This window comes from Brevundimonas sp. (genome assembly GCF_031082345.1).
Taxonomy (GTDB): domain Bacteria; phylum Pseudomonadota; class Alphaproteobacteria; order Caulobacterales; family Caulobacteraceae; genus Brevundimonas.
In genome coordinates this window covers 1-6,984 of the sequence record NZ_JAVHLH010000154.1, presented here as the reverse complement: position 1 = coordinate 6,984, position 6,984 = coordinate 1, and the positions used below count along the sequence as shown (strand labels likewise).

The 6,984-nt window shown below is 70.1% G+C and carries 12 protein-coding genes; 3 read left to right on the top strand and 9 right to left on the bottom strand.

The features are described from left to right. Nucleotides 1–201: tetraacyldisaccharide 4'-kinase (locus tag RDU12_RS10500; protein WP_308684583.1), on the top strand; the 201-nt coding region annotated here is incomplete at its 5' end. Between the two features lie 5 nt (nucleotides 202–206). On the opposite strand, the gene RDU12_RS10495 is transcribed toward RDU12_RS10500, so the two are convergent. Next, a complete protein-coding gene (locus RDU12_RS10495; RefSeq protein ID WP_300290856.1) occupies nucleotides 207–644 on the bottom strand; it encodes a hypothetical protein in 438 nt (145 codons plus the stop codon). Continuing rightward, nucleotides 641–1,963 carry an amidohydrolase family protein gene (locus tag RDU12_RS10490; protein ID WP_374990211.1) on the bottom strand — a complete coding sequence of 441 codons (1,323 nt, stop codon included), beginning with the start codon at nucleotides 1,961–1,963 and terminating at the stop codon, nucleotides 641–643. Before RDU12_RS10490 ends, RDU12_RS10495 begins: the two co-directional genes overlap by 4 nt. Nucleotides 1,964–2,096: 133 nt before the next feature. On the opposite strand from RDU12_RS10490, the gene RDU12_RS10485 reads away from it, so the two are divergent. Then, entirely contained in the window at nucleotides 2,097–2,798 is a 702-nt protein-coding gene (locus RDU12_RS10485) for a murein L,D-transpeptidase catalytic domain-containing protein (RefSeq protein ID WP_300290858.1), read from the top strand. Here the strand turns inward: RDU12_RS10485 and RDU12_RS10480 are convergent. From RDU12_RS10480 to RDU12_RS10465, 4 genes are all read right to left on the bottom strand, one after another. Beyond that, nucleotides 2,795–3,070, bottom strand: a complete 276-nt coding sequence (locus RDU12_RS10480) for a type II toxin-antitoxin system RelE/ParE family toxin (RefSeq protein ID WP_300290860.1) — start codon at nucleotides 3,068–3,070, stop codon at nucleotides 2,795–2,797. The two genes, RDU12_RS10485 and RDU12_RS10480, sit on opposite strands and share 4 nt — an antisense overlap. Further along, on the bottom strand, nucleotides 3,058–3,249 hold the full coding sequence (locus RDU12_RS10475) for a CopG family transcriptional regulator (protein ID WP_300290861.1): 192 nt from the start codon (nucleotides 3,247–3,249) through the stop codon (nucleotides 3,058–3,060). Before RDU12_RS10475 ends, RDU12_RS10480 begins: the two co-directional genes overlap by 13 nt. A 72-nt stretch (nucleotides 3,250–3,321) precedes the next feature. Beyond that, nucleotides 3,322–4,614, bottom strand: a complete 1,293-nt coding sequence (purD, locus tag RDU12_RS10470) for a phosphoribosylamine--glycine ligase (RefSeq protein WP_300290862.1) — start codon at nucleotides 4,612–4,614, stop codon at nucleotides 3,322–3,324. A gap of 102 nt (nucleotides 4,615–4,716) precedes the next feature. Continuing rightward, complete coding sequence (locus tag RDU12_RS10465) at nucleotides 4,717–4,872, bottom strand: hypothetical protein (RefSeq protein WP_300290864.1); 156 nt, start codon at nucleotides 4,870–4,872, stop codon at nucleotides 4,717–4,719. Between the two features lie 141 nt (nucleotides 4,873–5,013). Between RDU12_RS10465 and RDU12_RS10460 the strand changes: the two genes are divergently transcribed. Further along, the gene (locus tag RDU12_RS10460; RefSeq protein ID WP_300290866.1) at nucleotides 5,014–5,238 is read left to right on the top strand and encodes a hypothetical protein; all 225 of its coding nucleotides are present in this window, start codon (nucleotides 5,014–5,016) and stop codon (nucleotides 5,236–5,238) included. Nucleotides 5,239–5,264: 26 nt separating this feature from the next. Here the strand turns inward: RDU12_RS10460 and RDU12_RS10455 are convergent, their stop codons facing one another. The 3 genes from RDU12_RS10455 to RDU12_RS10445 form a co-directional block, all read right to left on the bottom strand. Then, nucleotides 5,265–5,630: a hypothetical protein gene (locus tag RDU12_RS10455; RefSeq protein ID WP_300290868.1), complete on the bottom strand. Its 366-nt coding sequence runs from the start codon at nucleotides 5,628–5,630 to the stop codon at nucleotides 5,265–5,267. A 75-nt stretch (nucleotides 5,631–5,705) separates the two neighbouring features. Next, the gene (locus tag RDU12_RS10450) at nucleotides 5,706–6,491 is read right to left on the bottom strand and encodes a DUF3313 domain-containing protein (RefSeq protein ID WP_308684582.1); all 786 of its coding nucleotides are present in this window, start codon (nucleotides 6,489–6,491) and stop codon (nucleotides 5,706–5,708) included. A 207-nt stretch (nucleotides 6,492–6,698) separates the two neighbouring features. Beyond that, nucleotides 6,699–6,984 (bottom strand): DUF6064 family protein (locus tag RDU12_RS10445; protein ID WP_308684581.1); only part of this gene is annotated, 286 nt, incomplete at its 5' end.

The window sequence follows — 6,984 nt, the reverse complement described above, 5'->3', positions numbered from 1 at the left end:
CCCGACCACGCCGCCTTCCGCGACGCCGACCTGCGCTTCCTCGCCGAGCACGCCGAGCGCGCCCACGGCCGCCTGATCACCACCGAGAAGGACTGGTTCCGCCTGTCGCCCGAGTGGCGCGCCCGGGTCGTCTCATGGCCGGTCAAGGCCAGCTTCGACGACGAGGCGGGGTTTCAGCGGCTGCTGCTTGGGGCGCTGTAGAACCTCTACTGCAGATCCTCAAAGATCACCGAGAATGAAGGGAGCACCAGCCGCGCCTTCTCGCGTTCAAAAGCCACACCATCGTACGGTCCCCGGACATCCGGACGGAACCTGCTCTGCGCTTCGTCGGGGTCACGCTTCCAGAAATAGTATTCGGTGACGCCGGGCTGCCTGACTTCAAACGGCCCCGACGGATGTCTGGCGATTACGATGAAGCGCTCGTCCGCGCCGGCGGCGAAAACCGTCTGATCGGGCAATCCATCGCCACTGCACCCCCCGCCCTCGAGCGAGCGACAGACAATCATTTGATCCCGGGCAACCACCGCCACAAGCCGATACGGGCCGGCCAGCGGCTCGTCGTGAACGAACCCCCAGCCGCCCAGGCACGCCGCCAGCAGACCGCCGACCAACGTCAGTAGCAGGACCGCTTCGACACGCCTCACCGGTCGTCGCCTCGGTAGACCACCCCACCCTTCATCACGAACCTCACCCGCTCCAGCTCGGTCACGTCGGCCAAGGGGTCGCCCGACACCGCGATCAGATCCGCCGGCATCCCCGGCGCGATCCGGCCGGCCTCGTCCTCGAGGCGCAGGTGCGTCGCCGCGTTCACGGTGGCCGACTGGATGGCCTCCAGCGGCGTCATCCCGGCCCGCACCAGCAGGGCGAACTCCTGGGCGTTGTCGCCGTGGGCCGAGACCCCGCTGTCGGTGCCGAAGGCGATCCGCACCCCGCCCTCGTGGGCCCGCCCGGCCATGGCCAGCATCAGCGGTCCCGCCTCCAGCGCCTTGGCCGTCTGCGCCGGGGTGAAGAAATTGTCCGGCCCGGAGGCCACCCGCGCCACATAGTCTCCGGCCATCAGGGTCGGCACCAGATAGACGCCCTCGCGCCGCATCAGCCGGATCGACTCGTCGTCCAGATAGGTCCCGTGCTCGATCGAGTCGCCGCCGGCGCGCAGGAAGCTGTTGATCCCGTCGCCGCCGTGGGCGTGGGCGGTGACCTGACGCCCCATCCGGTGGCCGGCGTCGACGATGGCCGCCAGTTCGGCGTCGGAGAACTGCTGCCCCAGCCCCGCCGCCGTGTTCGACAGCACCCCGCCCGTGGCGGTGATCTTGATGATGTCGGCGCCCGAGCGCACCTGGGTCCGCACCGCCCGCATACAGTCCTCCGGACCCGAGCAGACGCTCTCGGACGACAGCAGGTGCAGGACGTCGTCGCGGTAGCCGTTGGCGTCGCCGTGGCCGCCGTGGATCGACACCGAACTGCCCGAGGCGATCACCCGCGGTCCCGGCACGTCGCCGCGCCGGATGGCGTCGCGCAGCGCGAACACCGCCTCATTCTGCCCGCCCAGATCGGCCACCGTGGTGAAGCCGGCCATAAGGGTCCGCCGCGCATGCCGCGCTCCGACGAAGCCGCGGTCCGCGTTCGAAAGCGTCACCGCCTCCAGCCGCCCGTTCGGGTTCTGCTGGCTGGTCAGGTGGACGTGGCTGTCGATCAGTCCAGGCAGGACGAAGGCGTCGCGCAGATCGATTGTGGCGCCGATGTAGGCAGAATCGACGAAGCCATCGAGGACCTGCTCGATCTGGTTCCCTCTGATCACGAGAGTTTTACCGCGTTGCACAACGCCGGTCTCCGGATCGGCCAGAAGCCGCCCCACTTGCACGAACGTGGTTCCCCCGGGGGGCGAAACCGGAGCAGCGGCGGGGGTTTGCGCCACAGCCCCGCCGGCCAGAAATATGGCGGTCGCCGCCAGCAACGATGTGATCGACTTCACGAAACCCTCCCTGAACGCCTTCTTCACCTTAGACTGACTATCCTGCGGGCCAAGGCACAGGTTGCTACCCACGTCATGATTTGAAACAACCCGTGACTTCCTGAAACCGCGCGAGGGGCGTCGCATGCGGCTAGCAAGACGAGGCTTCATTCTGGGCGGCGCCGCACTGGTGTCGGGTTGCGCCACCGCGGCGGCCCGTCCGGTCGTCACCGCGGCCGCTCAGCAGGTTCCGCCGGCCCCGACCCTCCAGGTCGATCGGCCGCCCGAGATCATCACCTCGCAGCTGAACTCCACCCGCCCGCTCGATCCGCGCGGCTCGGTGCGCAAGGAGCTGATGGACCGGGCCCTGGCGGCGCTGGACATCCACGAGGGCAAGATCACCCAACGCGACCGCATGTATCTGGTCGACTTCAAGAAATTCTCCGGCGACGAGCGGCTCTACGAGGTCGACCTGCACGGCGGCGCCGTCACCCTGATGCGCACCACCCACGGCCGCGGCTCGGATCCGTCGCACACCGGCTTCGCCCAACAGTTCTCGAACACCCCCGACAGCTACATGTCCTCGGTCGGCGCCTACGCCACCGCCGGGGCCAGCCACGGCGCCCAGCAGGGCCCCAACGTCCTGCTGGACGGTCTCGAGTACACCAACAACCTGGCCCGCGAGCGCGCCATCATCGTCCATGGCGCCGACTACGCCGACCCGGCCTTCCTCGCCCGCGAAGGCAAGCTGGGCCGCAGCTACGGCTGTTTCTCGGTCGCCCACCACGACCTCCCGGCCCTGCGCGAACGCATGGGCGAAGGCCGCCTCCTGTTCGCCTGGGCCTAGGTCTCCGGCCGCCGGGCGGAATGGCGGACCGACAGGATCCGCACCTCCTCTCCCGCGACCCCGTAGCAGAGCAGGTAGGTCGGCGTCACGGCGATCACCCGTCTTGCCCGGCTGATCGGCCGCCCCCGGTCCGGCATCATCCCGAGGCTGTCCGCCTTCTCGACGATGCGGGCTTCCAGACGCGCCGCAGCCACCGGGCTGTCGGTGCGCACATAGGTCGTGATCGCCTCAAGCTGTTCGAGCGCCTGATCGGACCAGACTACTCGCCGCACTTCGGGCGCGGCAGCGGGTTGTCCGTGGAAAGGGACAGGAGCCAGCGTCTGACCGCCTCATGCGTCACGAACCGCCCGGCGTCGATGTCCGCCATCGCCTTCCGTTCGCGCGCGTCCAGTTCGTCCGCCTCTTCGAAGACGACCGGCTCCTCGTCGAATTCGTTGCCAGGATCGCTCATAGGAGCGACTCTAACACACCCCGGCCACGGTCTCAGCCGCCTTCAACCTGACCGGTCAGGGCGAGATCACCTTCAACCTTCGGCGCCGCCCTGCTCCCGCTCCATCGCCCGCCAGCCGATGTCCGTGCGGTGGAAGCCGCCCGGCCAGTCGATCTTCCTGACCGCCGCATAGGCCCGCTGGCGCGCCTCGGCGATGTCCTTGCCGCGGGCGCAGACGTTCAGCACCCGACCGCCGGCGGCGACCAGCTGGCCGTCGTCGCGGCGCCGGGTCCCGGCGTGGAAGACCTGCACGTGCGGGCCGAAATTCTGCTCGGCCCCGCGGATGATCGAACCCTCCAGCGGACTGTCGGGATAGCCGCTGGCGGCCAGCACCACGCAGATCACCGTCTCGGGCAGGAACTCCGGCGGCGCGACCCGGGTCAGGTCGCCGCGCGCGCAGGCCAGCAGCAGGGGCACGATGTCGCCCTCCAGCCGCATCATCAGCACCTGGCACTCCGGATCGCCGAAGCGGGCGTTGAACTCGACCACCTTGGGCCCCGACTCGGTGGCCATCAGCCCCGCGTACAGCACCCCGCGATAGGGCATGCCCTCGCGCGCCATCCCCTCGATCACCGGCCGGACGATGTCCCGTTCGGCCGCCTCGACCAGTTCGGGCGTGAACACCGGGGCCGGCGAATAGCTTCCCATGCCGCCGGTATTGGGCCCCAGGTCGCCGTCATAGGCCCGCTTGTGGTCCTGCGCCCCGCCCAGCAGCAGCGCCCGCTGCCCGTCGCAGACGGCGAACAGCGAGCCTTCCTCGCCGTCCATGAACTCCTCGATCACCACCCGCGCCCCGGCCGTGCCGAAGCGACCGCCCAGCATGTGTTCGATCGCCCCCTCGGCCTCGCGCTTGTTGGGGCAGATGGCCACCCCCTTGCCGGCCGCCAAGCCGTCGGCCTTGATCACATAGGGCGGCTTGAACACCGACAGCGCCTGCCGCGCCTCGTGCAGCCGCTCATAGACGCCGTAGCCGGCGGTCGGAATCTCGTGCCGCTCCATGAAGGCCTTGGAGAAGGCCTTGGAGGTCTCCAGCTGGGCCGCCTTCTTCGTCGGCCCGAAACAGGGAATGCCCGCCGTGGCCAGCCGGTCGGCCAGCCCGGCCTCCAGCGCCGTCTCCGGCCCGACCACCACCAGATCGGCCTTCATCTCTCGCGCTACGGCGGCCAGACCGTCCGCGTCGGTGACCTTCAGCGCCACCCGCTCGCCCAGCTTGTCCATGCCCGGATTGCCCGGGGCGATGACCAGCCGTCGCACCAGGGGCGACTGGGCGATCTTCCACGCCAGGGCGTGCTCGCGTCCGCCCGATCCCACCAGCAGGATGTTCATCCCCGCGCAATGACCGCACCGGCGAAGGCGGTCAAGCGCCAGCGGCGCTTATCCCGCCGGCGGGGTCCAGTCCGGCAGGGCCGTCCGCTGCTTCCTTCAGGTTCAGAGCAGGGCCGAGACGGCGTAGACGACCACCGCCAGCAGCGCGATGCCGCCGATCATCAGCCATGGGTTCACCGCGCCGCCGCTGCTGCGCCGCTCCATCCCCCGCTCGCGCGGAGCTTGGTCGATTGGATCGGTGTCGCGCGGGTCGGCCATGCTTCGTTCAACAACAAGACCCGCCCGGGGTTCCGCGCCCGCTCGCGCGGATGTGTGCCGCCGATCGCCCTCCGCCGTTGCGCATCCCCTCCGATTGTGGATGACTGTTGTTATTCCAGCCCTGATCGACGGAGGCGTGCCATGGGCGTGTTTCTGCAGTCGCTGAAGGACGGGGGGCCGTCCCACGCGGTGGAGACATCCGAAGAAGGCTTTGTCGTCGTGCCCCGGCGGCGAACGGATCGCGCCGCCTTCAACCGGTTCGCGCGCCAGGTGATGGAGCGTGCCGGCGACGACTACGTCGCCCTGCCCCGCTACGACGGACCGTCCAACTACGACCGGATCTTCATCATCCCGATCGAGGGCTGATCGCCGCGTCGTCGGGGCGACGATCGCTATTCGGGAAAGCCCGGCAACCCGTGGCTCCAATGCTTGATGTAGTGGCGAAACTCCACGGTCGGAGCGGCGACGAGCGCCCGCTTCTCGTCGAGAAACCGCCGCCACGTCGCCACCGGCCCGGTCAGAATGATCTCCGGCCGGGTCTTCAGATGCCGGAGCACCCTCAGGCCGTCGCCCTCGTAGTCGCCGACCGCCGCAACGATCTGGTCCTTGAGATCGGCCCAGGCCTGTTCCCGGACCGCTCCGGCCCGCGGGTCCGGCCGCCCGGGCGGAGGCGCGGCGTCGACGAACCGCGCCGACAGTTCGATCTGTCGTCGGGCCTTCGCCGTCTCGATCAATTTGCGCGTTTCGGCGTCCAGCATGGCGTCCTCGTCGGGGAAAGGCGACGGCCCTTCTAGCAGACCGCACCTGTCCCGCGCCTGACGAAAGGCGCCGGCCTATTGCGCCGGCTGGGGCCGCACGCCCTGGGTCTCCGGGACATACAGGCCGGTGACGAGGCGGGTGATGAAACCGCCCGGCTGGTCGCGCGGTCCGAACCGTTCGCACGGGTCCGGTTCGGCGATGGCCCGGACCGGCCGGTCCTCCGGCGCGAAGCTGTCGCCGACCTGGTCGCCGAACACCTCGGCGAACTGCAGGGCGTCGCCGACCCGGGACAGCGAGGGATTGTCCATCCCCACGACATTGGCCGAGCGCGCCCAAGCCAGGGAGGCGGCCTGGGCGCCGTCCACGGCGAGCAGCTCCGCCTCGGCCGCCAGCATCCCGGTCGAGCCGGGCGGGCGGATGCCGATCGGTCCGGGTATGAAGGCGCCGGCGATCGCCGACAGGCCCGAGCCGACGGGCTCGGTCGGGGAGATCCGGGTCACCGCCACCCGCACCGTCGCCGCGTCGGCGGCCGGGCCCGACAGGACGGTGAAACGCTCGCTCAGTTCGTAGCAGACCTGCCGATCCACCTCGCCGAGCACCAGGGCGAGATCGGTCGGCGCCACCCCCTCGGCCGCGCCGGGCGCCAGCCGCGCCGGCTCGACGAACAACCGTTCGACCGCGGCGGCCAGCGCTTCGTCCCGTCGATCCCGCACCGAGACCCTCAGCGTCCCGGCCTTGGTCTCGAGCCCCTCGTAGCTCGACAGAAAGCCCGCGTCCGCCACCGGCGTGGTCTGGCAGGCGCCGAGCGAAACGGCGCCCGCGATCAGCAGGGCGAGACGGCGGGTTATCGAGGGGGTCATCGGCGGGTCCTTCGGCGCGGGCGGCGGAGACCTCTACGCGCGGCGGGCCCGGACGGATCGACGGGCGGCGCCGATAGCCGTTGCAGGCGAACGCCGCCCTGCACCATGCGGCCGTGGCCGCCGGCTTCCATATCGCCCCCGCCCGCTCCGCCGAGGACCTCGCCGCCGTGGCGGAGTTGTTCGCCGGCTACGCCCCCTCCCTGCCGGTCACAGACCGCCCGCCGATCGCCGCCGATCCGTCCGGGCGATCGCGACGGCCGCGAGGGCGAACAGCGGCAGCGCCCAGTCTTGCGGGACCGACAGGAGGACAGCGGCGCTGCCTCCGATGGCGCTCCAGAGCAGCGGAACAATCCATAGCCACCACGGGACGCGGGCCGCCAGGATCATGACCGCAAAGGTGAAGATCAACAGCGGGCACGGGGTCACGCCGAAGAGAGGCATTTCGGCGTAACGCTCTCCCGAAAGGACGCCGATCAGCGGGTAGACCAGCACC

Coding starts and splice junctions, on each gene's coding strand:
- RDU12_RS10475 (WP_300290861.1), bottom strand. CDS start 3,249: ATGAGCGATCCTGGCAACGAATTCGACGAGGAGCCGGTCGTCTTCGAA.
- RDU12_RS10450 (WP_308684582.1), bottom strand. CDS start 6,491: ATGACCCCCTCGATAACCCGCCGTCTCGCCCTGCTGATCGCGGGCGCC.
- RDU12_RS10460 (WP_300290866.1), top strand. CDS start 5,014: ATGGGCGTGTTTCTGCAGTCGCTGAAGGACGGGGGGCCGTCCCACGCG.
- RDU12_RS10485 (WP_300290858.1), top strand. CDS start 2,097: ATGCGGCTAGCAAGACGAGGCTTCATTCTGGGCGGCGCCGCACTGGTG.
- RDU12_RS10465 (WP_300290864.1), bottom strand. CDS start 4,872: ATGGCCGACCCGCGCGACACCGATCCAATCGACCAAGCTCCGCGCGAG.
- purD (WP_300290862.1), bottom strand. CDS start 4,614: ATGAACATCCTGCTGGTGGGATCGGGCGGACGCGAGCACGCCCTGGCG.
- RDU12_RS10455 (WP_300290868.1), bottom strand. CDS start 5,630: ATGCTGGACGCCGAAACGCGCAAATTGATCGAGACGGCGAAGGCCCGA.